This window comes from Microbacterium sp. MTN4-26 (assembly GCF_042846595.1).
GTDB classification, from domain to species: Bacteria; Actinomycetota; Actinomycetes; order Actinomycetales; family Microbacteriaceae; genus Microbacterium; species Microbacterium luteum.
The window spans coordinates 43,490-69,107 of sequence record NZ_BTGO01000011.1 but is presented as its reverse complement, the minus strand read 5'-3'; the positions used below and the strand labels follow the sequence as shown (position 1 = coordinate 69,107).

At 66.3% G+C, this 25,618-nt stretch carries 21 protein-coding genes and 1 tRNA gene; 8 read left to right on the top strand and 14 right to left on the bottom strand.

Annotated features, from left to right (window positions below; genetic code table 11):
- Window positions 1–6 precede the first annotated feature (6 nt).
- Genes ACGG9C_RS10870 through ACGG9C_RS10855 form a run of 4 tightly spaced genes read left to right on the top strand, consistent with a single transcriptional unit; the run spans window position 7 to window position 10,584 of the window.
- Entirely contained in the window at window positions 7–3,495 is a 3,489-nt protein-coding gene (locus ACGG9C_RS10870; RefSeq protein ID WP_390178645.1) for a helicase-related protein, read from the top strand.
- Window positions 3,492–6,188, top strand: coding sequence for a DUF1156 domain-containing protein (locus tag ACGG9C_RS10865; RefSeq protein ID WP_375237081.1), 2,697 nt, complete (start codon window positions 3,492–3,494; stop codon window positions 6,186–6,188). The genes ACGG9C_RS10870 and ACGG9C_RS10865 overlap by 4 nt, the downstream gene beginning before the upstream one ends.
- A 28-nt stretch (window positions 6,189–6,216) precedes the next feature.
- A complete protein-coding gene (locus tag ACGG9C_RS10860; RefSeq protein WP_390178644.1) occupies window positions 6,217–9,573 on the top strand; it encodes a DUF499 domain-containing protein in 3,357 nt (1,118 codons plus the stop codon).
- A 3-nt stretch (window positions 9,574–9,576) separates the two neighbouring features.
- A complete protein-coding gene (locus tag ACGG9C_RS10855; RefSeq protein ID WP_375237079.1) occupies window positions 9,577–10,584 on the top strand; it encodes a hypothetical protein in 1,008 nt (335 codons plus the stop codon).
- 265 nt (window positions 10,585–10,849) lie between these two features.
- On the opposite strand, the gene ACGG9C_RS10850 is transcribed toward ACGG9C_RS10855, so the two are convergent.
- Genes ACGG9C_RS10850 through ACGG9C_RS10840 form a run of 3 tightly spaced genes read right to left on the bottom strand, consistent with a single transcriptional unit; the run spans window position 10,850 to window position 13,104 of the window.
- Window positions 10,850–12,073 carry an MFS transporter gene (locus ACGG9C_RS10850; protein WP_101305188.1) on the bottom strand — a complete coding sequence of 408 codons (1,224 nt, stop codon included), beginning with the start codon at window positions 12,071–12,073 and terminating at the stop codon, window positions 10,850–10,852.
- Window positions 12,070–12,450: a metalloregulator ArsR/SmtB family transcription factor gene (locus ACGG9C_RS10845; protein ID WP_067121069.1), complete on the bottom strand. Its 381-nt coding sequence runs from the start codon at window positions 12,448–12,450 to the stop codon at window positions 12,070–12,072. Before ACGG9C_RS10845 ends, ACGG9C_RS10850 begins: the two co-directional genes overlap by 4 nt.
- A gap of 48 nt (window positions 12,451–12,498) precedes the next feature.
- Window positions 12,499–13,104, bottom strand: a complete 606-nt coding sequence (locus ACGG9C_RS10840; RefSeq protein ID WP_067121071.1) for a TetR/AcrR family transcriptional regulator C-terminal domain-containing protein — start codon at window positions 13,102–13,104, stop codon at window positions 12,499–12,501.
- A gap of 93 nt (window positions 13,105–13,197) precedes the next feature.
- Between ACGG9C_RS10840 and ACGG9C_RS10835 the strand changes: the two genes are divergently transcribed.
- A complete protein-coding gene (locus ACGG9C_RS10835) occupies window positions 13,198–14,139 on the top strand; it encodes a cation diffusion facilitator family transporter (RefSeq protein WP_067121073.1) in 942 nt (313 codons plus the stop codon).
- A gap of 45 nt (window positions 14,140–14,184) precedes the next feature.
- Here ACGG9C_RS10835 and ACGG9C_RS10830 read toward each other — a convergent pair whose 3' ends face one another.
- Entirely contained in the window at window positions 14,185–14,571 is a 387-nt protein-coding gene (locus ACGG9C_RS10830; RefSeq protein ID WP_067121088.1) for a four-helix bundle copper-binding protein, read from the bottom strand.
- A 129-nt stretch (window positions 14,572–14,700) separates the two neighbouring features.
- Between ACGG9C_RS10830 and ACGG9C_RS10825 the strand changes: the two genes are divergently transcribed.
- The 3 genes from ACGG9C_RS10825 (at window position 14,701) to ACGG9C_RS10815 (ending at window position 16,728) form a co-directional block, all read left to right on the top strand.
- On the top strand, window positions 14,701–15,126 hold the full coding sequence (locus tag ACGG9C_RS10825) for a DUF6153 family protein (RefSeq protein WP_067121074.1): 426 nt from the start codon (window positions 14,701–14,703) through the stop codon (window positions 15,124–15,126).
- Window positions 15,127–15,205: 79 nt separating this feature from the next.
- The gene (locus ACGG9C_RS10820) at window positions 15,206–15,817 is read left to right on the top strand and encodes a DUF305 domain-containing protein (protein WP_067121076.1); all 612 of its coding nucleotides are present in this window, start codon (window positions 15,206–15,208) and stop codon (window positions 15,815–15,817) included.
- 71 nt (window positions 15,818–15,888) lie between these two features.
- Window positions 15,889–16,728 carry a F510_1955 family glycosylhydrolase gene (locus ACGG9C_RS10815; RefSeq protein WP_082914452.1) on the top strand — a complete coding sequence of 280 codons (840 nt, stop codon included), beginning with the start codon at window positions 15,889–15,891 and terminating at the stop codon, window positions 16,726–16,728.
- A gap of 29 nt (window positions 16,729–16,757) precedes the next feature.
- Here ACGG9C_RS10815 and ACGG9C_RS10810 read toward each other — a convergent pair.
- From ACGG9C_RS10810 to ACGG9C_RS10765, 10 genes are all read right to left on the bottom strand, one after another.
- Window positions 16,758–16,828 (bottom strand) — tRNA-Cys (locus tag ACGG9C_RS10810).
- A gap of 58 nt (window positions 16,829–16,886) precedes the next feature.
- Window positions 16,887–17,201, bottom strand: coding sequence for a metal-sensitive transcriptional regulator (locus ACGG9C_RS10805; protein ID WP_067121078.1), 315 nt, complete (start codon window positions 17,199–17,201; stop codon window positions 16,887–16,889).
- Between the two features lie 18 nt (window positions 17,202–17,219).
- Window positions 17,220–19,394, bottom strand: a complete 2,175-nt coding sequence (locus tag ACGG9C_RS10800) for a heavy metal translocating P-type ATPase (protein ID WP_067121080.1) — start codon at window positions 19,392–19,394, stop codon at window positions 17,220–17,222.
- An 18-nt stretch (window positions 19,395–19,412) separates the two neighbouring features.
- Window positions 19,413–20,618: an FAD-dependent oxidoreductase gene (locus tag ACGG9C_RS10795; RefSeq protein WP_067121082.1), complete on the bottom strand. Its 1,206-nt coding sequence runs from the start codon at window positions 20,616–20,618 to the stop codon at window positions 19,413–19,415.
- A gap of 62 nt (window positions 20,619–20,680) precedes the next feature.
- Window positions 20,681–20,893 (bottom strand): YHS domain-containing protein, encoded by a 213-nt coding sequence (locus ACGG9C_RS10790; RefSeq protein WP_067121084.1) that lies wholly within the window; start codon window positions 20,891–20,893, stop codon window positions 20,681–20,683.
- Between the two features lie 143 nt (window positions 20,894–21,036).
- Window positions 21,037–22,557, bottom strand: a complete 1,521-nt coding sequence (locus tag ACGG9C_RS10785; protein ID WP_101305190.1) for a multicopper oxidase family protein — start codon at window positions 22,555–22,557, stop codon at window positions 21,037–21,039.
- Window positions 22,554–23,801 (bottom strand): MFS transporter, encoded by a 1,248-nt coding sequence (locus ACGG9C_RS10780; protein WP_184214646.1) that lies wholly within the window; start codon window positions 23,799–23,801, stop codon window positions 22,554–22,556. The genes ACGG9C_RS10785 and ACGG9C_RS10780 overlap by 4 nt, the downstream gene beginning before the upstream one ends.
- Complete coding sequence (locus tag ACGG9C_RS10775; protein ID WP_067119688.1) at window positions 23,798–24,949, bottom strand: FAD-dependent oxidoreductase; 1,152 nt, start codon at window positions 24,947–24,949, stop codon at window positions 23,798–23,800. The genes ACGG9C_RS10780 and ACGG9C_RS10775 overlap by 4 nt, the downstream gene beginning before the upstream one ends.
- A 55-nt stretch (window positions 24,950–25,004) precedes the next feature.
- A complete protein-coding gene (locus ACGG9C_RS10770; RefSeq protein WP_067119691.1) occupies window positions 25,005–25,301 on the bottom strand; it encodes a metal-sensitive transcriptional regulator in 297 nt (98 codons plus the stop codon).
- A gap of 55 nt (window positions 25,302–25,356) precedes the next feature.
- Window positions 25,357–25,599, bottom strand: a complete 243-nt coding sequence (locus ACGG9C_RS10765; protein ID WP_067119694.1) for a YHS domain-containing protein — start codon at window positions 25,597–25,599, stop codon at window positions 25,357–25,359.
- Window positions 25,600–25,618: the final 19 nt, after the last annotated feature.

Here is a 25,618-nt window from a genome sequence, read left to right as displayed (position 1 = left end):
AGAGTCGTGTCGACATCATCGCTATTTGATCTCGTCCGCGTTGGCGCGACGCTTACGGGGCTGGCGGGGCCCGAGCCGGTCAAGATCATCGCGGTCGAACGACTAACAGACGACTCCGCGAACGTCACATATCGGACCGACAATGGCGTAGCCGAGAAGATCGTCTTCGCCAATGCCATCTCGCAAGTGCGCGAGGTCGTCGCTGGGCAGGTGTTTAGTTTTGACGCCGACCCGAACTCGTTCCTCCTTGCGGCCGAGGCGCGTCGGATGAAACTCGCGTACCTGTTCGACCCGCAGGCTGCGCTCGGCACGAGTGACGTGCAACCGCTGCCGCATCAACTTCGAGCCGTGTACGAGCTCATGCTCCAAAAGCAACCCCTTCGCTACGTACTCGCTGACGATCCGGGTGCGGGAAAGACCGTCATGGCGGGGCTGCTGATCAAGGAACTTCTCCTTCGTGGAGATGCGGCGAATGTCATGGTCGTCTCCCCGGGTGTGCTCGTCGACCAGTGGGACGAGGAGATGCGGGAGAAGTTCGATCTGGAGTTCGAGACGCTCACCCGCGACAAAATCCTCCACGAGGGGAACCCGTTCGCACGAGGTGGGCTCTGGCTGGCGCGGCTCGACGTTCTCGCGCGCAATAGCGAAGGCATTCTCGATAAGGCCTGCGAGATCGACTGGGACCTCATCATCTTCGACGAAGCTCACAAGATGTCGGCATCGGTGTGGGGCAACGAGGTCAAGAAGACCAAGCGATACCAGATGGCCGAGCAACTCGGGAAGCATACACGCAACCTGCTAATGATGACGGCGACGCCGCACTCTGGCAAGGAAGAGCAGTTCCAGCTATTCATGGCGCTGCTTGACTCCGACCGCTTCGAAGGTGTCGCCCGAGAGGGTAGTCGCAAAGCGGACGTCTCCGATCTCATGCGCCGCCTGGTGAAGGAGGAGTTGCGCACATTCGAGGGCACGCGACTCTTCCCCGAACGGTTTGCGTTCACGGTCAAGTACGAGCTCTCGCAAGCCGAGAAGGAGCTCTACGTCGCCGTCACCGACTATGTCCGCGAGGAAATGAACCGCGCAGACGCGATCGAGGGCGACAACCGTCGTCGGACTGCGGTCGGGTTCGCGCTTACGACGCTCCAGCGTCGCCTTGCCTCATCACCAGCAGCTATCCACCGTTCGCTTGAGCGCCGCAGGGCAAGGCTGGAATCCGAGCTGCGCGAAGCGCGCATGTACGCCGCTGTGAAGTCGGATGCGCCCGATGTTCCTGAGGATTGGGACGACCTCGAAGATCTCACCGACGAAGAACGTGAAGCCCTCGAGGATCAGGCGATCGCCGGCGCAACGAATGCGCGCACACCCGAGGAACTCGAGACCGAGATACGAGTCGTTGATCGACTCCTCGTCAAGTCGTCCGCAGTGAAGTCGTCGCCGACCTACGCCAAGTGGGATGCCCTGCGTGACACCCTGGACGACGCCGACGAGATGCGCGACGACACCGGCACCCGCCGCAAGGTGATCATCTTCACCGAGCACAAGGACACTCTCGACGACCTAGTCATGCGTCTGACGCAGCACCTCGGTCGAGACGACGCCGTGATTACCATCCACGGCGGCACCAAACGGGAAGACCGCAAGAAGGCGAAAGAAACCTTCGAGCAGAACGAGCGTTGCGTCTTTCTCATCGCCACCGACGCTGCGGGCGAAGGCGTGAACCTCCACAAGAACGCCCACCTGCTGATCAACTACGACTTGCCCTGGAACCCCAACCGCATCGAACAGCGCTTTGGGCGAGTGCATCGCATCGGTCAGCCCAACACGTGCTTCATGTGGTCGCTCGTCGCCGACGACACACGCGAGGGCGACGTGTACACGCGGCTTCTTGAGAAGCTGGAGGAGCAGCGCGCCACGCTCGGCGGGCGCGTCTACGACGTCCTCGGTCAGCTCTTCCAGGGCAACGCACTGCGCGACCTCATGATCGCGGCCATCCGAGAGGCAAACAGGCCCGACCGCCAGCGTTACCTCACCGAAGTCGTCGACCCCAAGATCGCAGACGGCATCCCCGAACTGCTGAAGGCGAACCAGCTCGTGCCCGCCGCGATGAGCGACACCGAGATCGACGACATGAGACGCGAGATGGAACGTGCCGAGGCAGCTCGGCTCCAGCCTCACCACGTCGAGGCCTTCTTTCACCGGGCGTTCGCTGACGTGGGCGGGCAGCTTCGCATGCGCGAGAGCCACCGCTTCGAGATCAAGCGAGTGCCTGGCGAGATCAAGGAGCGCGACCGCGTTACCGGCTACGGCCAGCCCGTGGTCGACGAGTACCACCGCGTCACCTTCGACCCAAAGTACGTCCGAGTAGACGGCAACAACCACCTCGCGACGCTCCTGCACCCGGGCCACCCGCTGATGTCGGCCACGATGAGCGTCGTCTCCGACCGCTACATCGATGCACTCCGTCGCGGAGCGGTCCTCGTCGACCGCTCTGACCTGACGACTCAGCCTTACGTTGTCAGCCTCCTTGAACACGACGTCACCGACGGACGCATCGCGCTGGATGGGCATCCTCGTGTCGTCTCGCGTCGTGCCCAGTACGTCCGTATCGACGAAGACGGAACCATCACGCCTCTCACGGGCTCGCCGATTCCGAACTTCGAGGTCCCGACCGACAACGAAGTGGCAGCAAGCCGAACGCTGCTCGGCGAGCCTTGGGCCCAGGCATCCGATCTCGATCGTCGCGTCATTCGCGAGGCATCGGTCACGATCGCTCGGCAGCATGCTGACGAAGTCAGCCGGCGCACCATCGAGCGCATCGACAAAACGGAGCGCCTCGTGCGCGAGCGGCTGACGCGGGAGATCAACTATTGGGACCGCCGTGCCTTCGAGCTGAGCGAGCAGGAGCGAGCCGGCAGGAAGACCCGCCTCCCGGCATCTCAAATGCAGGAACGGGCCGAGGCCCTGGCCCGTCGACTCGACCGGCGGCTCAAGGAACTCGAGCAAGAACGTGACATCTCGGTTCGCCCGCCCCGAGTTACCGGCGCGTGCCTGGTCGTCACGCAGGGATGGCTGGATGCTCAAGCTGACCCCGAGGGCGCGGCTGACCGCGCCAGAGAGACGACACGCGTGGAGCGCCTGGCTGTCGATGCCGTCCTCCGAGTGGAGAGCGCGCTCGGGCACAATCCGACAGAGATGCACCACAATAATCCCGGCTACGACATCGAGTCCGACACTGGGCGGAGTCTCGACTTCATCGAGGTGAAGGGCCGCGTCGTCGGCGGCCGAACGTTCGTGCTGACAAGGCAGGAAGCGGTCACTGCCCTGAACAAGGCCAGCCATTCGGTACTCGCCCTCGTCCAGGTCGCAGAGGATGACACGACGACAGTGCGTTATCTGCGACACCCTGTGAACCAGCCCATCGATCCACGCGCGGCGCGCGTGGAATACGACTGGGAGCCCTTCTGGAACGACGCAACGGAAATGAGCCAACAGTGACCGAGACAGCCCGAAAGAAGAAGCTGATCGAGGTTGCCCTGCCGCTCGACGCCATCAACGCTGCGTGCAAGGCAGATAAGGATCGAAAGACCGGCACGATCCGAAACCTCCATAAGTGGTTCGCGCCCATGCCGCTCCCGGCCTGGCGAGCACTTTTGTTCGCGGCACTTGCGGACGATCCAGAGGATGACAACCATCGGGTCTACCTTTTGGACCTGATCGAGCGCCTCGTGAAGAACGGCGCCGACTTGCCTGACACCTCGGACTTGGCTGAGGCGCGAACAGTTCTGGCCCAGCAGTATCCGGACGGCCTGCCAGTCGTTATGGATCCCTTCTGTGGCGGGGGCTCGACCCTGGTTGAGGCGCAGCGGCTGGGGATGGAGACTTACGGAAGCGACCTCAACCCGGTCCCCGTGTTGATCAGCCGCGTCGTCTCGGGGATCTTGCCCGAAGTTGCCGGGCAGCAAGGACTACAAGCATCGGTGGGCGCGAGTCGTGTGAAGCCCGGTGAACTCTTTGCCGCAATCGGTTCCCAGGCGTCGCCATACTCGGGCCTTGTTGCTGATGTCAGGCACTATGCAGAGGCGATCGAGCGGGATGTGCGAGCACGCCTGGAGAGTCACTATCCATCGAACCTGGGAGAGAGAACCGTCGCGTGGATCTGGGCCCGCACCACGATCTGCCCGAACCCCGCCTGCGGGTTTGAAACCGTGCTCACGACATCATGGTGGTTATCGAAGAAGAAGAATGACTTTGCTTGGATTGAGCCTTCAGTGGTGGCCGGATCATTGGAACTGAAGGTGCGCCAGGAGCCAAAGCTTGGTCTTGTCGCGGAGTCCCCGAAAACCGCGCGCGGCGCAAACTTCACGTGTGTGGCTTGCGCAAACACGATCAGCGAAGCCGAGGTTGATGCGAGGGCCGCCCAGCAAGGGCTCGGTCTGCGCCTCGTCGCGGTGGTTGCCGAGAAGGGTCGCCGCCGCATCTATCGAGAGCCCACCGAGAGTGAGGTCTCCGCCGCGAGAGTGGATCTGGGAGACCTCGACATTCCCGACGGCGTTGCTGTGAGTGACGGTGGCAATCGCCGACGTTTCGGCTTGAACACACAGGCCGACCTGTACACACCTCGTCAACTGCTGACTTTGAGCGCATTTGCGGACGAGGTAGCGGCGACCTATGACCGCGTCTTGCGAGATGGGGGAACGCCGGAGTGGGCACGCGCAGTCACAGCCGTCTTGGCGCTGGCAGTGGGCCGCCTTGCGATGAGCAACTCCAGCCAAGCGCGAGTGACCATCCGAAACGACGGGACGACGACGCGGTTCAACGCTGCGTTCGGACGCAACGACCTCCCGATGACGTGGGACTTCCCCGAGCTCAATCCGCTAGGAGAGTCCGGCACCTGGCTCGGCTCAATGCCGACGATCCTCGACTCGCTGGATTTCCTGCCTAGTGGTGTGGGCAGGGTCGACAAGGCGGACGCGCGGGTGGTTCGGTCGGATCGCCCTTCGCTGGTTGCCACCGACCCGCCATACTTTGACGCAATCGGTTACGCGGACCTATCCGACTACTTCTATGTGTGGCATCGAAGGTGCTTGAGGCGTGTCTTCCCCGACCTCTACGGAACGCTCGCGACCCCCAAGACGAACGAGTTGACGGCCCTCCCCTCGCATCACGGGAACTCGAAGGATGCCGCACGCAAATACTTCATCGACGGCTTCACTGAGACATTCGTGAACCTCCAGCAATCAATGGCTCCGGACCTCCCCTTGCTGGTTGTCTATGCTTCCAAGGAACAAAAGGGCGGTGTCGAAGAGGAGACGCGCTGGTCGTCGATTCTCACAGCGATGATCGCGGCCGACCTAGAGATCACAGCAACTTGGCCGATCCATGGAACGGGATCCACCCGAATGATCGGTCAAGGTGCGAACGCCGTCGCGAGTTACATCGTTATGGCCTGTCGTCCGCGGGTGGCTACTGCTGGACCTACGAGTTTGACCGACTTCAACAGGGCCCTCCGTAGAGAGCTTGGCCCCGCTGTTCGTGATCTTCAGGCTGCCTCAATCCTTCCCATTGACCTTGCGCAGGCAGCGATGGGGCCGGGCATGCAGATCTTCTCTCGATACCCTGCCGTGCTTGATCAGCAGGGCTCCGGCATTGGCGTCGATCACGCTCTGCGACTAATCAACGCGGCCTTGGCTGAGGTTCTGGAAGAACAGGAAGGAGAACTGGACGCAGTTTCACGATTCGCCGCTCGTTGGTGGGACTCGCACGCCTGGGAACCCGCAGCGTTCGGCGAAGCCGATAAGGCGGCGCGTCCGCTCGGAATCAGCGTTGACGAGGTAGTGCGCGCCCAGGTCGCTACGAGCCAGGCGAACAAGGTTCAGTTGCTCGGCCGTGACTCACTGGACCGGGAGTGGACCCCAACAACCGACGCCCTACCGACAGCGTGGGAGGTCGTACATCACTTGGTCGATCGTCTCGTCGACGGTGGTGGCGAACTCGAAGCGGCCCGGCTCATGGCTCGTGTCGGGACGCTTCGAGATCCCGCGATGGCACTCGCATATCGTCTGCACAGCCTCGCGGTGAAGAGAAGTCGAACTGCGGATCAAGAGCGGTACAACGCTCTCATTAGCTCATGGTCGGAGTTGATTCGTCTAAGCGGCGATGGCAAGGCATCAGCGGAGGGTTTGTTCTGAGATGGCGGCGCTAACAAACAAGGAGCGTGTGGGTCGGGTCCTGGATCTGGTCGCCGAGGGCCTCGGTCCATGGATGATCGCGTTGCTGCAAACGAAGTACGGGCCAAACTGGGCGACGGAGGTCGGCCGCACCGCCGGACTGACCGGGCGTGATGGTTCGCCAAGCCCCAGCGACCCGGCATATCTCTTCTGGGTCTTCGACAAGCAGTGGCACCAAGTCTTCAAGGAGCAACTCACCTTCGAGGACAAGCGAGTGGTGTCGGCGCTGTGGGATGCGCGCAAGGAGTGGGCGCACGGCGAGCGAATCTCGTCGGAGCGCACCGAACGCGTTCTCATGGACGGTGAACACATCCTCCGATCGATCGGCGCCGTTCAGCACGCGGACAAGGCCGACGAGATGCGGCGTGAATTCCGTCGCCTCATGTTCGAGGAGGACCAGAAGCGGCTCCAGCGCGCCCAGGAGAAGGCCCTCTCGGTGCAGGTGGACTCGACTGGTCTCCCGGCGTGGCGCGACGTCGTAGAGCCTCATGACGATGTCGCCCGCGGCACGTTCGAGTTGGCCCAGTTCGCGGCCGACCTCCGGCAGGTGCACCAGGGCGTGGCTGGCCCTGAGTACGGCGACCCCGTCGAGTTCTTCGGTCGCACCTACCTCACCCGCGGCCTGCGCTACCTGCTGGAGCAGGCGATCAGGCGCCTCAGCGGCCGCGGCGGAGAACCCGTCATCGACCTGATGACGACCTTCGGTGGCGGCAAGACGCACTCGCTGTTGGCTGTCTATCACGCAGCAGCGGGGCTGCCAGCGGAGCGGCTGCCGGGCATGCGCGAGTTGCTAAACGGTGTCGGCTTGGCGGAACTTCCCGCCAACGTCAATCGCGCGGTCCTTGTCGGTAACGACCTCTCGATACTGGGCATGCCGAAGCCCGAGGGCTTCACCGTCAATACGCTGTGGGGCGAGTTGGCTTACCAGCTCGGGGGCGTCGAAGGTTACGAACGACTGAAGCGATACGACGACCAATCTGTGCCGCCAACGACGACGGCGTTGGTCGATCTCTTCGGCACGTACGGGCCGTGCATCATCCTCATCGACGAGTGGGTCGCATACCTGCGTCAACTCTGGTCGCGTGAGAAGCCGGCGCCCGCAGGGACGTTCGACGGCCACATGACGTTCGTGCAGTCCCTGACCGAGGCGGTAAAGGCCGTTCCGACCGCGCTCCTCGTCGTCTCGCTCCCGGCGTCCGACGTCGTCCGCGACATGCCCGGGGCAGAGGCGTCTATCGAGAACGAGCACGAGGTCGGCGGCACCGCGGGCCTGGAGGCGCTCCGACACCTACGTTCAGTAATCCACCGTCTCGAGTCTGCCTGGCAGCCGGCCACGATCGAGGAGTCGTTCGAGATCGTTCGCCGGCGCATCTTCAAGCCGTTTGGTCGTGAACAGGACGCCGCGCGCGACCTCGTCGTGCACAAGTTCATGGACCACTACATGCGCTACGGCTCTGACGTGCCGAGCGAGGTTCTGCAGCCCGGCTATCGCGCGTCGATGCGTACCGCCTATCCGATTCACCCAGAGCTGTTCGATCGGCTTTACAAGGATTGGTCGACTCTGGAGCGATTCCAGCGCACCCGCGGCGTGCTGCGTCTGATGGCGACGGTCGTATACGCCCTCTGGACGAGCGGTGACCGATCGCCGATGATCCTCCCCGCCTCCATCCCGCTCGACAACGCGAAGGTCTTCGACGAGTTGGCCAACCACCTCGACGATACTTGGAAGCCGATCGTGGATGCCGACGTCGCGGGGGAGACCTCGACCGCCAATGTCGTGGACAGCGATATCAAGATCCTCGGCCGGTCCATGGCAACCAAGCGAGCCGCTCGCTGTGTTTTCCTCGGCACCGCGCCGATGGCGAACCTCCGCAATCGCGACGGCAGCGCCGCGACCATCCGCGGCATCGAGCAGAAACGCGTGGTGCTCGGGTCGACATACCCGGGCGACAACCCCGCGCACGTTTCCGACGGTCTGCGGCGACTCGGCGACCTCGGCAAGTACATGAACCGCGACCAGGACCGTTACTGGCTGTCGTTGCAGCAGACGGTCGCGCAGATCGTCCAAGAGCGCGCCGATTCGTACCACGAGGATCAAGTGTTCGACGAGCTGGCGCAGGTCGTGCGACAGGAGACCGACAAGGGACTCTTTGAGCGCGTGCACCGACTCCCCCACGGCAGTATCGACGTCGAGGACGACCCGGGAATCGGTCTCGTGATCTTTGGGCCCGACCGTTCATTCTCGAAGCGCGGGCGCTCCGTCGCCGAGGACGCGGCGATCGAGTTCCTGACGAAGCGTGGCACCAACGCACGTATCCACAAGAACTCCCTCGTCTTCCTCGCTCCCGAAGTCGACCGCGTCGATATTCTGCTCAGCGCCGTTCGGCAGCGCATGGCGTGGGAGTACATCCTCGAGAACAGGGACTCATTGAACCTGGACCAGCACAATATCAAGGTCGCCGAGTCGCGCGTTGCCCAGCAGAAGCAGACGGTGAAGGACGCGATCCGCGAGGCCTACCGCTGGATTCTCGTTCCGACTCAGGAGCCTGGAGCCTCCGAGATCGAGCTGGAGTCGATTCTGATGAACGGCGACGGCACACTCGCCGAGCGCGTGACCAAGAAGGCCGACGCAGGCGAGTTCGTTGTTCGCACGTTCTCACCGTCGTTGCTTCGAATGCAGATCAATCGGCTGAACCTGTGGCGCGAGAAGCCGTACGTGCCACTCGACGTGTTGGTGGGGTACTTCAGCCAGTACGTCTACATGCCGAAGGTCGTGCAGCCAAAGGTCGTCATCGACGCCGTGTGGCACCTCAACGACACCCTCGTCGTGGAACTCGACGGCTTCGCCTACGCCGACTCCTACGAGGACGGCAGGTTCAGCGGCCTCACGATGAAGGCACCGACCGCGGTGCGGCACGGTGGACTGCTTGTAGACCCGGTGGTCGCGACCCAACAGATCGAGGCTGACGCCAAGGTCGACCAGGGCCAGAGTGGCGGTGAGACGGACCATACGGGCCCTGGCTCAGGGAGACCAGGCGCGTCATCTACGGAAACGGGGTCCGAATCATCTGGGTCATCGACAGGTGCCGGAGGCGGGCGACCCACCGCATCTGTGCCCACGCGTTTCCACGCGACGAAGGACCTGACGGTGAATCGCGTCGTTCGCGACGCCGGGCAGATCTACGAGGAGATCGTGTCGCACTTCGTCACTGCTGGCGTCCCGGTGCGCGTCACGATCGATATCGAGTCCGAGCAGCTCGCCAAGCTCAGCGATGATCAGCGATCCGCGATTCGGGAGAACCTCAAGACGCTCGGCTTCGGCGACGACGACTGGTCTATGGATTGACATATGACAGGGTCAACCCCCACAGCCTCGACAGCTGACGTCCTTCGCCTGATCCAGCACGCTCTCGACGAGTTTGAAACCGTGCCCCTGGAAGCCTCAATCCGTCGGGCAATCCGTATCGCCAATCTTCTGGGTGAGACTTATGCCGCCCTTCGGCTTTCGTACGAGATCAAGCCGACGGGGGGTCACCCGGCTGCCAATGCAGACATGACCCGCCGGCTGATGGCGGACCCGAGCGGCTGGGATGACAGGACTGGCGTAGCTCAGCGGGCGCTGGACGAATTCATGAACGAGCGTCGCCGGCCTGATGGATTGATCACATCCCACCCAATCGGCCTGATCGAGTTCTGGCAGCGCGAAAGGGTTCCGACCGACGAACTTGCGCCGTCGCAGTATGAGTCTCAGATGAGCTGGCAACTCGAGATGCTCGAGATCCATTCAAGAGCGCGTCACAAGGTCTTCACCTACCTGTGCAGCTGGGAGCGTCAGGTCACGTTTGCGGCCAATCAGAATGACGCTCTTGCCGCAGTAAGCCGTCGCGTCGACGAGTTGCTCGCCCTACGAGCGCCAGACGCGCTGGATCGGTTCAACGTGGCATTCCGACGACTGCGGGAAGCGGCCGCACGGGAGTCGGCTGTTGAGTCGGGTGAGGAACTTTCGCAGGCCCTTGCCTCATGTCGACGAATCCTCAAGACCGTAGTCGACTACGTGCAGCCAGCCAGTCCCGAGCACCGAGTCTCGGACGATGGGCATGAACTCACTGATTCGCATTACAAGAACCGTCTCGTCGAATTCCTGCGCAAGCGTGTGGCTTCGGAATCCTTCCGCGGCTCACTCGGTAAGCACGCGGAATCGCTCTTCCAGCGCTTTACCGCGGTCGATGAGCTCGCGAGCAAGGCCGTCCACGCGAGCGTCGCGATCGTTGAGGCTGACTTCTGCGCGTTGGCTACGTACACGCTGGCCGGCGAGGTCCTCGCGGCTATGGAGCTGGAGACGCCGCCCGAGGCCTGACGCGCCTTTACCTACCAGCGTTCAGAAGGTCAGCGAGTCCGAAATGTCCAGATGGACACATGGTGGACATTTCACCTGCGAAATGGACAACTTCAAAAAAAACCTACACCTGTAGGAACCGCTCAGAGATGTCCACGACGACTCGACGAGACCGAGGAATCGCGGCTAAAGTGTCCGCGTCCAACGCGTGTGTCTACTCCTCGAGTTGTCCATCGCGGTTCGAGCTGACGACACCCGCCAGAAACATGTGCTCGCAGCTCATCGTTTACAGAGTGGTGACGACGGTACCTGCTGGTTTGTACAGCACAGCCAAGGCGGTAACGCCGACGATGGCGAATCCGAGCAGCGCGCTAGCCGCGATGGGCAGTCCAATGACACCGAGCCAGCCCGCGATCGGGTAGCTAACCAGAAAGCAGCCGTGCGAAAGTGCGAATTGTGCGGTGTATACCAGGTTGCGGTTAGCGGGGGTGGACGCGTCGGCTAGAAGCCGTGACGAAGGGGTGTTAATCAGCGAGGTACTGGCACCGAGCAACGCCCAGGTGGCAAGCAGCATCCACCAGCCCTCTCCCGTGGTCGTGGCGATAATCGTCATCGCGATGGCCGCGATCAGACCCGAAACAAGCGTCCAGGCACCGATGCTCATGGCGCACAAGACACCGATGCGGTCGACGATCCACGGGACGTTGAGGGCAATGATCAGGGAACCGACCCCATACGCGCCGAGGGCGAGGGCGAGGGCGGTGTCATCCAGGTCGAACACGCCTTTGGTGTAGACGACGGAGTTGACCAGGACGATAGCGGTGCCGGCCGCGACGACCACGTTGGCGGCCATCAGGAAGCGGAGGCTGGGCGTGCGGGCGAACACGCGCAGCCCGGTTGGCAGCCGCTCCCAGAACGTGCCGGTGGACGCATCGGGTACGTGTGCGGGAAGGCGGGCGATGAGGACGAGGGTGGCGGAGGCGGCGAAGCCGACGGCGGTGCCCACGAACAGGTTGTTGTAGCTGATCACGGCAAGTAGGGCTGCGGCGATGACGGGGCTGAGGATCGAGTCGAGATCGTAGGCGAGGCGTGACAGCGCGAGGGCACGAGTGTACTGCTGGGGGTCGGGCAGCACGCTCGGGATGAGTGATTGGAAGGCGGGGGTGAAGGTCGCGGACGCGGACTGCAGCACGAACACGAGCACGTAGATCTGCCAGGTGTCCTGGACGAAGGGCAGGGTGAACGCGATCGCGAGTCGAACGGCGTCGGCGCCGACCAGAACGGCCTTCTTGGGGAGCCTGTCCACGAGCGCTGCAACCAGGGGTGCGACGCCGACGTAGGCGACCATCTTGATCGTCAACGCGGTGCCGAGCACCGATCCGGCGGCATCTCCGGCGATCTCGAACGCGAGCAGTCCGAGGGCAACGGTGAGCAGGCCGGTGCCGACAAGGGCGATGACCTGGGCGAAGAACAGCGCCCGGTAGGTGCCGTTGCGTAAGACGGTGATCATGGCGCCACAGGGCGGCTGGCGTCGGCTCCGGCGTGGTGGTGCGGGGCGGCGCCACCGAGGGAGTGCTCGGCTTGGAAGATCGCGTCCGTGACCAGCTGGCGCGCGTGTTCGTCGGCGAGGGCGTAGAACACGCGGGTGCCGTCTTGTCGGGTGGTGACCATACGGGCCAGGCGCAGCTTGGCGAGATGCTGGGAGACGGCGGCGGGTGACTTGTCGACGATGTCGGCGATGTGGTTCACGGACAACTCCCCGGCTCCCTCGAGCGCGAGGATGATCCGCACGCGGGTGGCGTCAGCGAGCATCGCGAAGACCTCGACGGCGAGCTCTACGTAGAGGCTGTCGGGGTCGCGGCCGCATGTCACGTTATCTGCATTCATACGCAGATTCTTCCATATGGAGGGATGGCTCGCCGCTGACGATGATGCTCAGTCGAGGTGGCGGGCGCGGTGCAGGAGCGCGTCCATGCCGAATTCAAGGTGTGCGGCGGCGTTGTCGTCGAGGAAGAGATCGCGGACGCTGGTGAGTGCGGGGAACGAATGTGCGGCGAGTTCCTGCTCGAAGCGGTGGGCGCCGTCCTCGGGGGTGGTCTGTTCTTCGTGGACGAGTCCGACCACGAGGTAGTTGAGGCTCCAGAAGGTGGTGACGGCGAGGTCGGGGTCGACGCCGGCATCGAGCAGCGCGGCAATCACCGCCTCCCCTAGCCGCAGGGTGTTGGTTTCGGAGACCCTCGTACCCGAGACGAGATGTGCGCCGTCGCGGTGGTTCAGAAGGACCTGGCGGTAGCGGCGGAAGATCTCTTTGACCCGGTCGATCGGCGGGTGTGGGAGGTCGTCGAAGGAGAGCTCGCCGAGAATGGCGTCTGCCATCAGGTCGAAGAGGCGCGCTTTGCTCCCCACCTGCAGCGACACCGAGTTGAGGTGAACGTCGAGATGTCGGGCGATCCCACGGAGGGTGATGGCGTCCGCCCCGCCGCGATCGAGCAGGGCCAAGGCGGCGTGGATGACGTCGCGGCGGGATAGTCGGTCGGCCACAGGTCTCTCCTCCGAGCTTGGTCAGTGACCAACACTGTAGTATCTTGGTCACCGATCAAGGAAATTGGTCACTGACCAAGTAAGGAGTGGGACATGGGTGCGGGTCACAACCACGGTGCACCGACTACCGAGGCAGGAGCGCCCGGGGATCACCGAGCACGACTGTGGATCGCGTTCGGCCTGACGGCGACGATCGTGATCGCGCAGGCGATCGGTTCCATCGTCACCGGCAGCCTGGCGCTGCTGACGGACACCGCACACGCGATCACCGACGCGTCCGGTCTGCTGGTCGCGCTGATCGCGGCGACGCTGATGCTGCGGCCGGCTAATCCGAAGCGGACCTGGGGATTCCGACGCATCGAGGTGATCGCCGCACTCGGGCAGGCCGCACTGCTGCTGGTGGTGGGCACTTACGCCGCCGTCGAAGGTATCCGACGCCTGTTCGAGCCGCCGGAGGTCGCCGCGGGAGAGATGCTCGTGTTCGGCATCGTCGGCCTCGCGGCGAATGTGATCGCGATCGTGATCCTCTCCTCGAGCCGCGGCGCGAACTTCAATATGCGGGCAGCGTTCCTGGAGGTGATCAACGATGCACTCGGCTCGCTCGGGGTGATCGTGGCCGCGATTGTGATCGCCACGACCGGGTTCCAGCAGGCCGACGCGATTGCAGGGCTCCTGATCGCGGGACTGATCGTGCCGCGCGCGATCATTTTGATGCGCGACACCACCCGGGTGCTCATGGAGTTCACCCCTGCCGGGCTCGACTTGGACGAGGTACGCCGGCACATCCTTGAGCTCGAACACGTCACCGACGTGCACGACCTGCACGCATCGACGGTCGCCACTGGCCTGCCCACCCTGACCGCGCATGTGGTGGTCGAGGATGAGTGCTTCACCGACGGGCATGCCGCGGAGGTGTTGCACGAGGTACGCGAATGCGTGGCCGGTCACTTCCCGGTGTCGATTCAGCACTCGACCTTCCAGATCGAGACCGCGCACCTCACCGAGGACGAGCCAGCCCTTGTCCGCCACCGCTGAGCCGGGCCCCCCAGCGCCGCGGTAGCGGTCGGCGGAGGAAGGGTGTCAGAGCGTCGCGAGCAGGTTAGTGCAGGCCTGTTCACAGCGGCGGCAGGCGTCGGCGCAGACCCGGCAGTGCTCGTGCATGTCCGCGTGGGTGTCGCACTCGGCGGCGCATGCGGCGCACGCTGCGCGCAACGCCTCCAGCGCGGCACGAAGCACGGTGGTGTCCGTGCCGGTGTGGCGAGAGAGCAGGCGCGCGGTGGTGTCGCAGAGGTCGGCGCAATCCTGGTTCAGACGGATGCAGGTGGTCAGATCGGCGACCATCTCCTCGCTGAGACAGGCGTCGGCGCAGGTCGTACAAGCCTGGCCGCACTCGAGGCACGCGTCGATACAGGCCAGGAGCGCGTCTCGGTTGGCGATGTCGTTGGCTCGGGGGTGGGTGTCGAACATTTGGGCGGTGACGGTCACGGCCTTCTCCTTTGAATCGGTGAGGGGGTTACGTTACGTCGCTGTTCCGGATGCCGGCGACCCCCTTGGGTTACGGTGCGGGGGTATGGTACGGACGGTAGGCTGGACGGGATGATCGGCCTGTCCGCGTTGCGCCTGCGGCTGCCGCACCCGGTGCGGTGGCTGGTTGCCGTGTGCTTCGCTGCAGCGGTCATCGTCGGGTTGATGGGGATGCACACGATCTCCTCGGGACACACCGCCCCTACGACCTCGGAGAATGTCGAGATGCCGGGCGGGGCACCTCACCACTCGTCGGCGCCCGCGACCGGCGATGAGGATGCGGAGGCGTGCGCGTCGTGCAGCCCGAGCGGGGGCCATGACGTTCTGATGATGATGTGCGTGCTGGCGTTGCTGGCAGCCGCCCTCGTGCTGCTGGTCCCCCGCGCCGCATGGTCGTCTGTGTGGGAGCGGCATGCATTGCGTCCGCCGGTGACGCGGTGCCGGCCGGCCCCGGACCGGCCTCCCTCACTCCTGGAGCTGTCGATCAGCCGAACGTGACACGCACTGTCCCTGCCCTCTGGGGCGGGGGTGAGGTTCATTGCCCGTACGCGGGTTTCACGAGTGTTTGAGAGGACTGATGATGAACAAGAAGATGCGTTTGGCAGCGGTCGCGGCCGTACCGCTGGCAGCGGTGCTGTTCCTGGCCGGCTGCGCGGACAACGGAGGCAGCATGCCTGGAATGGATCATGGTGGGTCGTCGTCGGCCCCGTCGGAATCGGCGGAGGCGGACTTCAACATGGCGGATTCGATGTTCGCGATGATGATGATCCCGCATCACGAGCAGGCCGTCGAGATGAGCGACATGATCCTCGCCAAGAGCGACGTTGATCAACGGGTGCTGGATCTGGCTCAGCAGATCAAGGACGCCCAGCAGCCGGAGATCGAGACGATGCAGGGATGGCTCGCCGAGTGGGGCGTGTCCAGTGACGACATGGACATGGGTGAGATGGAGCACGGCGGCGGGATGATGTCTGACGAGGACATGGCGGCGCTGGAGTCGGCGTCCGGGGCCGAGGCGGCACCCCTGTTCCTGGAGCAGATGATCGCCCACCACCAGGGGGCGATCGAGATGGCCGAGACCGAACTCGCCAACGGGAAGAACGCGGACGCGTTGGCGCTCGCGCAAGCCGTGGTCGATACACAGTCCGCGGAGATCGAGACCATGCAGGATCTGCTCGGCCAGCTCTGAGCCCGATCCGTCGAGTGGGGGCGCCGCTGCCATGCGCGGTGCCCCCACTCTTCGAACGCGGAGGTACGCGTATGCACGTCCATACGAAGACACTGGCGGCGGGCGCCGCTGCTTCCGCCCTCCTGATGCTGGCGGGGTGCGCGGACACTCCGACGTCGCCGCCGGCTGGGGACGGGCGCACCGGGGTACCGAGCCATGTCCACGCGGTGGTCGTCGCCCCGGACACTGACCAGCTTCTCCTGGGAACGCATGAAGGCATCTACGAGGTCACCGACACCGGGGAGTGGGGTGGCCGGGTCAGCACGGACAGCTTCGACGCGATGGGACTCACCGCCACTTCGCAGACACTGATCGCGTCCGGTCACCCCGGCCCCGGAAGCCCCGCCGAGTGGGGGGCACCGAACCTGGGCGTGATGCGCAGCACCGACGCAGGGGTGAGTTGGGAGTCGGTGGTGTTCGGTGGGGAGAAAGACTTCCACGCCCTCGCCGCCGGCGCCGATGACACGGTGTACGCCATCGCCACGGACGTCAGCGACGTGATCCGCAGCGACGACGCCGGGCTGACCTGGGAACCTACCGGTGCGGATCTGGTAGCGGCCAGTCTCGCCGTCGACGGTCGCGGACGGGTGATCGCGGCCACCGAAGAGGGTGTGCAGATCAGCACGGACGGCGGTGCGTCCTTCGCGGCGTGGCCCGAAGCGCCGCTGCTGTACACGTTGGGGGCTGCGGCCGACCGGACTCAGGTGGTCGGTGTCGGCACCGATGGGCAGATTTGGGTGACCGGAGCCGGTGCCGCGAGCTGGGAGCCGGCAGGTCGCGTGGACGGCCGGGTGCAGGCGGTCGGTATGGACGCCGCGGGCCGCATCGTGATCGTCGACGAGACCAGCGGCATCACGATTCTGCCCGGATAGCCCGCCGGGCACGCGACGGGCCGTATGCGAGGTGCCTACGGGAGTCGAACCCGTCTAGACGGCTTTGCAGGCCGTTGCCTGACCGCTCGGCCAAGGCACCGAGTGTCCCCTTACCGGGGACGTGGACGCAGCAGCGTGGGATCGCCCGTCTGGTCCGGTTAGGACCGGACCAGACGGGCGATCGCGTCGCTGGCTTCCTTGATCTTCTGCTCCGCCTGGTCACCCTCCATGCGCGCCGCGTCGAGCACGCAGTGTTTCAGGTGGTCGTCAAGCAGCCCGACGGCCACGGCCTGCAGGGCGCTGGTCAGAGCGCTGATCTGGGTGAGGATGTCGATGCAGTACTTCTCTTCATCGACCATCTTCGAGATGCCCCGCGCTTGACCTTCGATCCGCTTGAGCCGGTTCAGGTATCGGTCTTTGTCGGTGATGTACCCGTGGGGGGCGTGAGCGGTGTCGGGTGCGGGTGTGGTCATGGCCGGGTTCCTTCGGGTTTAGCTGTCCAGCGCTGCGCGGGTGCTGGCTTCGGGGCTGAGGTCGATGCGGCGCAGCAGCTGCGCGTTCAGGGCGACCACGACGGTGGACAGGGACATCAGGATCGCACCGATCGACATCGGCAGGACGAACCCGATGGGGGCGAGCACGCCGGCGGCGAGCGGCACGGAGATCAGGTTGTACCCGGCAGCCCACCACAGATTCTGCTTCATCTTCCGGTACGCCGCACGCGACAGCTGGATCACCGACAGCACACTGCGCGGGTCGGAGCTCGCGAGGATGACCCCGGCGGACGCGATCGCGACGTCGGTGCCGGCGCCGATCGCGATGCCGACGTCGGCCTGCGCGAGGGCGGGGGCGTCGTTGACGCCGTCGCCCACCATCGCGACCTTGCGGCCCTCCTTCTGCAGCTCGGCGACCTTGCTGGACTTGTCCTCCGGGCGCACGTGCGCGAAGACCCGGTCGATGCCCAGCTCGGCGCCGACGGCGTTCGCGACGGCTTCGGCGTCGCCGGTGATCATGACCACCTGGACACCCAGCTTGTGCAGGGCATCGACGGCTTCACGGGACTCGGGGCGGATCTCGTCGGCGAGCTTGAGCCCGCCGATGACTTTTCCGTCCCGGGTCACGTGCAGGATGATCGCGCCCTCGCTACGCCACGCGTCCGCCGTGTCGACCTCGCTGGCACCGACGTCCTCGAGCAGACGGGGACCGCCGACACGGATCTCCGCACCGTCGACGGTCGCGGTGACACCGACCGCCGGGGAAGAGGAAAACCCGGTCGCCTTCGGCAGGGTCAGGTTCTTGTCCTTCGCGGCGCGAACGATGGCCCTAGCGAGCGGGTGCTCACTGTCGGCCTCGGCCGCCGCGGCGATCGCGAGCACCTGGTCAGCGTCCAGGTCACCGACCGGTTCCACGGCGGAGACGGTGGGCTCGCCCTTGGTGAGGGTGCCGGTCTTGTCGAACAGCACGGTGTCGACGGTGCGCATGCTCTCGAGCGCGAGCCGGTCCTTCACCAACACCCCGCCACGGGCGGCGCGCTCAGTGGCGATGGACACCACCAGCGGGATCGCCAGGCCCAGCGCGTGCGGGCAGGCGATGACCAGCACGGTGATGGTGCGCACGACCGCCGCATCGGGATTGCCGACGACAGTCCACACCACCGCGGTGATCGCGGCGGCGCCCAGCGCGAACCAGAACAGCAGCGCCGCCGCCTTGTCGGCGATCCGCTGCGCCCGAGAGGACGAGTTCTGTGCCTCCGTGACCAGCCGCTGAATACCCGCGAGGGTGGTCTCATCCCCCGTGGCGGTGACCTCCACGCGAAGGCCGGAGTCTGTGGCGACGGTGCCCGCGGTAACGGGGTCGCCAGTGCCGCGGGCGACGGGGCGGGATTCACCGGTGACCATGGACTCGTCCATGTCGGCGCGGCCGTCGACGATCTTCCCGTCGGCGGGGACGCTGCCGCCGGGGCGGACCACCACCACGTCCCCGACCTGCAGGTCGGCGGGTGAGACCTTGACGATCTGGTCCCCTTCGACGCGCTCTGCCTCATCCGGGAGCAGCGCCGCGAGGGTGTCCAGCGCGGAGCTGGTCTGGGCGAGGGAGCGCATCTCGATCCAGTGACCGAGCAGCATGATCACGATCAGCAGCGCCAGCTCCCACCAGAACTCCAGCTCGTGGTGCAGCAGGCCCAGGGTGGCGCCCCAGGACGCGAAGAACGCGACCGTGATGGCCAGACCGATCAGCAGCATCATGCCGGGTTTGCGGGAGCGGAGTTCGCTGACCGCACCGGTCAGGAACGGCCACCCGCCCCACGCGTACATGACGGTGCCGAGGACGGGGGCGATGAACAGTGCCCAGTCGGGGACGGTGTAGCCGAGGATCATCGCGAACATCGGGGAGAACGCCACGACCGGGACGGCGATGATCAGGTTGATCCAGAACAGTCGCCGGAACTGGCCGACGTGATCCCCGTGCCCACCGTGCCCGCCGCCGTGGCCACCACCATCGTGACCTGCGTGGTCCCCGTGGCTGGCCTGCGTGCCGTGGCCGGTGTGGGTGTCGTGCTGGGTGGGCGGCTCGGGGGTGTGGTCGCCGTGGCGGGTGTCTCCCCCGGTGGCGGTGGCGGCCTTGCCGGTGGGGTGGTCGGTGTGGTGTGCGTGCGGGTCAGTCATCGGTTCACTTCCCTGTGCCTAGCGTTGGTGTGAGTCTGCCGTCGCGGTTCCCGCGGAGGCGAGGTCCTGCGGATCGGTCGCGGCAGGAGTATGAAGGTTCGGCATCCACCCGAACACCGCGGGCACGGCGTCCAGCCCGAGCACCCCGACGGGGACACCGTCATGCTCGTGGACGACCAGGAGCGGGTCGGTAGTGTCGATGCGTGCGGAGGTGTGACCCCCGGTGATCCCGGCACCGGCGACCATCATGCCGTGCACGGTTGCCGTGAAGGGGGCGCGGGGCTGGTAGTCGCCCGGGTGGGTGCCGGCGCCGAGGTCGGCGAGCATGGTGCGTGCGGCATGTTCACCCTGCGCGGCCGCGTCCGACCAGTGATCGATGCGCCAGGCGCCCAGGGTGGTGTCATAGTGTGCGGCGACCCCGCCGGCGCTGTAGACGCCGGGGGTGGCGGTGCGCAGCTTCCCGTCCACGATGACCCCGTCTTCCCAAGGGGCGGGGCCGGTCGGGGTGGTTCCGTGGGCGATGATCAGCAGATCCGCCGTCAGCTGTGTGGTGTCGTCCAAGGCGAGCTCGAGCTGTGTGCCGGTGTCAGTGACGGCGGTGAGGGTGCGGCCGAACGCGACGTCCACGTGCTCCCGGTGCGCGGCGGCGAGGCGCTCCGCGGCGCCGGCGCCGAACACGCTGACCCCGGGGGTGGTCGCGCGGGCGAGGAGGGTGACCTGATGTCCACGGTCGCGGAGCAGCGTGGCGGTCTCGGCCGCGACCAGACCGGCACCGGAGATGACGATCTGCGCGGGGCGGCCAAGCGTGCCCAGGAGGTCGCGGACGGCGACCGCGTCTTCCAGGGAGTGCAGGGTGGTGACCCGTCCTGCCTCCGTGGCGGCGGTCAGGCCGGGCAGCGTGTCCGGCAGCAAGCGGGGGGTGCTGCCGGTGGCGAGGAGGAGCGCGTCGTACGGTTCGATCCGGCCGGATGCGAGCCGCACGGTCTTTCCCTGTGGGTCGACCTCGACCGCGGTGTCACTTATGACCTCCACCCCGGGGGTGACGACCTGTTCCGGGGTGAGCAGCCCGATCGCGACCCCCTTGTTGACCAGGGTGCGGTTGTACGGGGCCTGTCCGGTGCGGTCGACGAGGGTGACGCTCACCGTGCCGGAACCGTGAAGAACGCGCGCCGCGGCCGCGCCGGCGGCGCCGGCTCCCAGGATGAGGACCTTCTGGGGTGACAATGTTGCTCCTTGCGTCTCGCGAATGTGGGGGCTGGTGACCGGTATCCCCGGCCTGTGGTCGGTTAGGCGGCCGTGGCGTACTTGGCGGGGTCGGCGTCGAAGAGGGGGCCGCAGGCGGAGCAGCAGAACCAGTACCGCTGCCCGTCGTAGTCCCGGTAGAGGCCTTGGGCTTCCGCGGTGCTCTTGCTGACGGTGCTGCCGGGCATCACCGGGCAGGTGACGATGTCATCGGCGGGGGTGCCGGCGGGTGCTTCGTGGTGATGGTCGTGGCTCATATCCGTTGCTCTCCGTGATGTGGGTCCGGGGCGGCAGCCGTCGTCGCTGCCTCGTTTGTCTGCGTCCGAACCCCTCCAGGCTATACCCTGTACGGGTATGACAACAGGTGGGGTGTGGCGTGTATTCCCTGGACTGCTGGTGCTCAGGGGCGGTAGGCGAGCACGGTCATCATCCCGGCTTCGCCGTGGTAGATGTTGTGGCAGTGGGTCATCCATTGGCCGGGGTTGTCGGCGTCGAACTCGAGGTCGAGGGTTTGGTTCGGCAGCACGATGGAGGTGTCTTTGCGGGGGCCGCCACCGGCGTGCTGATAGGTGTGGCCGTGCAGGTGGAAGGGGTGCCACATGTCGGTGTCGTTCGTCACCCGCAGCCGCACCCGTTCCCCCGCGACCAGTGCGTGCGCGCCGCGCAACGGGTTGTGCATGTCGAACTGGGTGCCGTTGAACCCCCAGTCGTAATTGGCCATGCTGCCGGTGAGGGTGAGGTCGAGGGTGCGGTCCACGTCACGACGGTCGAGGGTGACCTCGGGTGCGGCGAAGAGCATGCTCGCCACCGCGACGACGCGGCCTTCGCCCAGTTCGGCGATGTCCGCGTCCGGGGTGGGCGCCTGTCCGCTGCCGGTGCGGATGATGGCGAAGCCGCGTTCCCGCTTGCCTTCGGCCTCCGCCACCAGGGGGAACGCACCGTCGCCCAGGGTGACGATCACGTCGTAGCGTTCCCCCATTCCCACCAGGACGCTATCGGCAGCGACCGGGTCGACGGGGAACCCGTCGGTGTGGGTGACGGTCAGCCGGTGCCCGCCGATGGCGACGCGGAACGCGGTGTCGCCGCCGGCGTTGATCAGCCGGATCCGTACCCGCGTGCCGGGCGTGCCGGTGAATTGGGCGGGGTCGGCGGCGGGTTTGCCGTTGATCAGGTAGTGCGGGTAGTACACGTCGCCGGCGTCGCCGCCGAGTAGGTCGGAGTCGGCGCCCATCAGCATGTTCCCCATCCGCATGAACATGTCGCCGTGCCCGCCCATGTCGCCCATTCCTTCTCGCAGCTGCTCGAGCACCGCGTCGGGGGTGGCGGTGACCCCGTCCAGCCAGTCGTCGAGGACGATGACCCATTCGTCGTCGTAGCGCAGCGGCTCATTCGGGTCTTCGACGATGAGCACCCCGTATAGGCCGGTGTCCAGCTGGGCGCCGACGTGCGGGTGGAACCAGTGCGTACCGGGGTCGGGGGCGATGAACTCGTATTGGAACGACTCGCCGGGGCGGGTCGCGGTCTGGGTGAGTGGGGGGACGCCGTCCATGTCGTTGCGGAGTGCCAGGCCGTGCCAGTGCACGGACGTGTCGACGGGGAGGGTGTTGCGCAGGGTGGCCTGCAGGGTGTCTCCTGCCTGGACGCGCAGGACAGGCCCGGGGATGCTGCCGTAGGAGAACGTGGACGCGGGTGTTCCTGCCAGATCGAGGGTCGCCGCCGCCGCCGTCAGCGTCGCGGTGACCACGCGGCCGGTGCCGCCACGGCCCCGTTCGGTGCGGTCGACGGCCGCTCCCGTCGGGCTGACCCAGGCGGGGGTGGGGGTGCAGGCGGCCAGAGCTCCAACCGCGGCGGCGGTGGCGCCGAGGGCGAGGAAGCGTCGCCGGGTGAGGTGGGGGGAACGGCGGGGCGCGGGGGCGGTCATGGTCGGCGGGTCCCTTTCGGTCGATGTTGCGTGGCGGGCGGTGTGAGCTCCGTGGGGGTGCGCAGGTGGGTGAGGGTGGCGGTGATGCTGAGCAGCACCACCACTCCCCCCAACACGGCCGCGGCTCCAGGGAGGGTGAGAGCGGGGACGAGGAAGCCGGCCAGCACGACGGGGACGGACATCGCGAGGTAGGAGATCGTGTAGATCACGGCCATAACGGTGGCGCGCTGCCCGGGGTCGACGTGCGGCAGCAGGGTGCGCATCGCGCCCATGAAGGCAGTCCCGAACCCGGCACCCACGACCGCGACACTGGCGAGGTACCCGGGCAGAGTTGGCACGGCCAGCGCGGCGAGGCTGAGCACGGTGCCTGCGCCGAGAGACACGGCCCCGAACACGCTGATCCGCCGGGCGGTGGCCCCCTGCAGTGCGGTGGCGGCGACCACCCCGGCCGCGGCGAGGATGATGATGGACCCGGCCTGGTGCAGGTAGGTGTCGGCGTGGAACCGGGTGGCGATGATCCCCGGTCCCAGGGCGAGGAACAGACCGTTGGTGACCCACCCGGCGATGATGGCGGGGGCGACCGAGACGATGATCCGCCGCCGCGTCGCCGCCGAGACCCGCCGGGCCCGTGGGTCCGGTCCCGCGTCCCCGGGAAGGACGGGTGGGGTGGGAATGGTCCAGGCGGTGGCGGCGAGGAGAGGGAACACCGCGGCGAGGAGCAGAAAGATGGTGCCCGCGTCGATGCCGGGTAGGTCCAGCAGTCCAGCGGCGGTGAGCGCCCCGAGCCCGAGACCGGCCATGGGGGCCACGGTGTTGGCCAGCGCGGCCGCCCCCAGCCAGCGGGAGGGTTCGTGGTCGACCATCATGGCGTTCAGAACCGGGACCAGCAGTCCCGCCGCCAGGCCTTGCAGGGCGCGGGCGGCGAGCAGCAGCAGGAAGGAATCGGCGGCCCAGAACATCAGCAGGCTCACCGACAGGGCCACCGATCCGACGGTGAGGATGCCGCGACGCCCGACCCGGTCAGAAAGCGACCCGAGCGTCAGCAGTGCGAGCAGCAGCGGGATGGCGTAGATCGCGAAGATAAGAGTGGTGGCCACCGGGGGCAGCTGGAGCTGCTCGGTGAGTTGCGGGTAGAACGGGGAAGGCGCCGACGCGGCCGCCATTAGCACGACGGTGCCGGTCACGGCGAGACAGAACCCGCCGCGGGCACGAGTGGCCGGGGTCACAGGGGTGGCGGCGGTCATGCGGCGCTCTCGTGCAGGTGCTGGGCGGTTTCGTGGACGGTGGCGACCGCGTCGACACCGCTCACCCCCACCAGAGCACCGTTGAGCGTGTGCGTGACGAGGGTGCCGGGTCCTGGGCCCTGTCCTTCGGTGGCGGGCGTCATGGTGTACCCGATGCCGGTGATGGCGGTGCCGTGGATCAGTGACGTGTAGGAGCTACGAGGACGGTAGGGTCCCGGGTCGGCGGCGCCGGTGCGGTCGTGGAGCACCGCGGCGGCGGCGTGCTGTCCTTGCGCGGCCGCGTCGGCCCAGTGATCCAGGCGCCAGATCCCGAGGTGGTCGTCGCGGTGTATGGCGGTGCTGCCGGCCGCGTACACGTGCGGGGCAGTGCTCCGCAGCCGGTCATCGACAGGCACCCCGGAAGAGAACGGTCCCGGTGCGGTGGGGGCGTTGCCGAGGGCGGTGATGAGCAGGTCGGCGGAGAGCGTGGTGGTGTCATCCAGGGTGATCCCCAGCAGCGGGCTCCTGTCACGGACGGCGGTGATCGTGCGGCCCAGGAATGTGGTGATTTTGCCGCGATGGATGCCGGTGATGTGGGCGGCGATCTGCGCGCCGAAGGAGGCCCGCCCGGGGATGCGGGAGCGGCTGATGAGGGCGACGTGATGTCCGGCGGCGTGGAGTGCGGACGCGGTCTCCGCGCCGGTGAATCCGCCGCCGTAGATCGCGACCCGGGACGGCCCGGCGGTGCGGGTGAGGTGTTCTCGGATCTGTTGGGCGTCCTGGATGCTGTGCAGGGTGACGACCTGGTGCCGTGCAGCGGGAGTGTGCCGCCCGGGCAGGCCCGGGGTGAGGGTGTCCGGGCGGCTGCCGGTGGCGATGATGACCGCGTCGTAGCGCAACTGTGCGCCGGAGGCGAGGTGCACGATGCGGCTGATCGGGTCGAGGTGGGTGGCGGTGTCTGCCAGCACGGTGACGGGCGGGAGCGGCGCGTGGATGGTCTCGGGCAAGGTGGGACCGAACGCGACGCCGGTGATGTGCATCCGGATGTACGGGGTCTCGTGGGTTCTGCCGACCAGGGTGACGTGGATGTCCTCGTGGCGGGCGAGGGCTGTTGCGGCGGCGACGCCGGCTGCTCCTGCCCCGAGGATGAGGACATGGTGGGTGGGCATGAGGTGCAGTTCGCTTCCGGGGTACGGGGGTCGCGGCGCTGCGAGGAGGGCAGGGTCAGGACCGGATCAGCTGGGTGATCGCGGTCGAGGCGGCATCAAGGACGGTGTCGTCGGTGAGGGTGCCGGTGGCGTGCGCGTGGCGCAGGTAGTCCGTCAGCAGGGCGAGACCGACACCCTGGAGCGCGCGTTGGGTGGCGGAGATCTGGGTGAGGGTATCGATGCAGGGGCGTTCCTGCTCGATCATCCCGGTGAGCCCGCGAATCTGCCCTTCCAGACGGCGCAGCCGGTTCCGGTAGGTGCGGGGGTCGGTGATGTAGCCCGGTTCGCGGGCGGCCGCGATGGTGGAGGTCATGAAGGGTCCGGTCTCCCGGTGCCCGCACGGGGTGTGTGGGCACCGGGAGTGAGGCTCAGGCCATGGCGGCGGCGTAGCGGGCCGGGTCCGCGTCGAACGCGGGACCGCAGCCGGCGCAGCAGAAGTAGTACCGCTCGCCCTCGTAGTCGCGGAACAGGCCGGCCGCCACGGCGGTGGCCTTGTTGACCGGGGTGCCCTCCATCACGGGGCAGGTGGTCATGTCGGCGCCACCGGCGGCGTCGAGGAGGTTCTCACGGCCGCCGGGGGCGGGGGCGCTGGTGCTGCAACAGCTGGACATGGGTGGTGTTCCTTCCGAT

Excerpts from the sequence above, each read along its gene's own strand:
- ACGG9C_RS10815 (WP_082914452.1), top strand. The coding sequence starts at position 15,889 with ATGCACGTCCATACGAAGACACTGGCGGCGGGCGCCGCTGCTTCCGCC.
- ACGG9C_RS10855 (WP_375237079.1), top strand. The coding sequence starts at position 9,577 with ATGACAGGGTCAACCCCCACAGCCTCGACAGCTGACGTCCTTCGCCTG.
- ACGG9C_RS10800 (WP_067121080.1), bottom strand. The coding sequence starts at position 19,394 with ATGACTGACCCGCACGCACACCACACCGACCACCCCACCGGCAAGGCC.
- ACGG9C_RS10845 (WP_067121069.1), bottom strand. The coding sequence starts at position 12,450 with ATGAATGCAGATAACGTGACATGCGGCCGCGACCCCGACAGCCTCTAC.
- ACGG9C_RS10785 (WP_101305190.1), bottom strand. The coding sequence starts at position 22,557 with ATGACCGCCCCCGCGCCCCGCCGTTCCCCCCACCTCACCCGGCGACGC.
- ACGG9C_RS10805 (WP_067121078.1), bottom strand. The coding sequence starts at position 17,201 with ATGACCACACCCGCACCCGACACCGCTCACGCCCCCCACGGGTACATC.
- ACGG9C_RS10765 (WP_067119694.1), bottom strand. The coding sequence starts at position 25,599 with ATGTCCAGCTGTTGCAGCACCAGCGCCCCCGCCCCCGGCGGCCGTGAG.
- ACGG9C_RS10780 (WP_184214646.1), bottom strand. The coding sequence starts at position 23,801 with ATGACCGCCGCCACCCCTGTGACCCCGGCCACTCGTGCCCGCGGCGGG.
- ACGG9C_RS10775 (WP_067119688.1), bottom strand. The coding sequence starts at position 24,949 with ATGCCCACCCACCATGTCCTCATCCTCGGGGCAGGAGCAGCCGGCGTC.
- ACGG9C_RS10790 (WP_067121084.1), bottom strand. The coding sequence starts at position 20,893 with ATGAGCCACGACCATCACCACGAAGCACCCGCCGGCACCCCCGCCGAT.
- ACGG9C_RS10830 (WP_067121088.1), bottom strand. The coding sequence starts at position 14,571 with ATGTTCGACACCCACCCCCGAGCCAACGACATCGCCAACCGAGACGCG.
- ACGG9C_RS10825 (WP_067121074.1), top strand. The coding sequence starts at position 14,701 with ATGATCGGCCTGTCCGCGTTGCGCCTGCGGCTGCCGCACCCGGTGCGG.
- ACGG9C_RS10850 (WP_101305188.1), bottom strand. The coding sequence starts at position 12,073 with ATGATCACCGTCTTACGCAACGGCACCTACCGGGCGCTGTTCTTCGCC.
- ACGG9C_RS10820 (WP_067121076.1), top strand. The coding sequence starts at position 15,206 with ATGATGAACAAGAAGATGCGTTTGGCAGCGGTCGCGGCCGTACCGCTG.
- ACGG9C_RS10835 (WP_067121073.1), top strand. The coding sequence starts at position 13,198 with ATGGGTGCGGGTCACAACCACGGTGCACCGACTACCGAGGCAGGAGCG.
- ACGG9C_RS10770 (WP_067119691.1), bottom strand. The coding sequence starts at position 25,301 with ATGACCTCCACCATCGCGGCCGCCCGCGAACCGGGCTACATCACCGAC.